We start from the raw sequence: 576 nt of genomic DNA on the forward strand, positions 1-576 counted from the left end.
AGTGCCATTGGCATCACGCACTTCCACAGTGGCACCTGGTTCGCCGCGACCGCTCAGGGCCAGGCCGTCAGCACCAACTGAAATATTGGTTACTGCCTCAGGCGGTGTGATGTCCGGCGCATCGAATTGCAGTGGCGCCGAGGCGTTGCCGGCGGCATCCACCACGCGAATGTCCAGGGCTTCACCATTGGCCTGGGCGGGTAGCAGCGTGACGCTGAAGGTGCCGTCTTCGTTGACCAAGCCAGTGCCAATCAGGTTGCCGGCAGCATCGCGCACCTGCACGGTAGCACCAGGCTCACCGCGACCGGTGAAGGTGACGCCATCGGCCAAGGCTAGGTCAGTCGGTTGCGCGGGCGGCAGCAAGTCGGCCGAGGTGACCGAGCCCGGTTGGGATACGTTGCCGGCAGCGTCGGTGAGGGTGACTTGCAAGGTGCTGCCGTCGTTCACGGTAGGGTCCAGGGCGATGACGAAGGTGCCATCTGCAGCGACGGTGCCAGTCGCGAGGATGTTGCCTGCCGCGTCACGTACCTGCACGGTAGAGCCGGCTTCGCCTCGACCGCTGAGCTGGCTACCGGC

1 protein-coding gene is annotated in these 576 nt (G+C 65.3%); it reads right to left on the reverse strand.

Going from position 1 to position 576, the window contains the following annotated elements; translation table 11 throughout:
* Positions 1–576 (reverse strand): Ig-like domain-containing protein (locus ACTJJN_RS27010; protein ID WP_440781798.1); only part of this gene is annotated, 576 nt, incomplete at both ends.

Source organism: Pseudomonas sp. 22515, from assembly GCF_052044625.1.
Classification (GTDB): Bacteria; Pseudomonadota; Gammaproteobacteria; order Pseudomonadales; family Pseudomonadaceae; genus Aquipseudomonas; species Aquipseudomonas alloputida.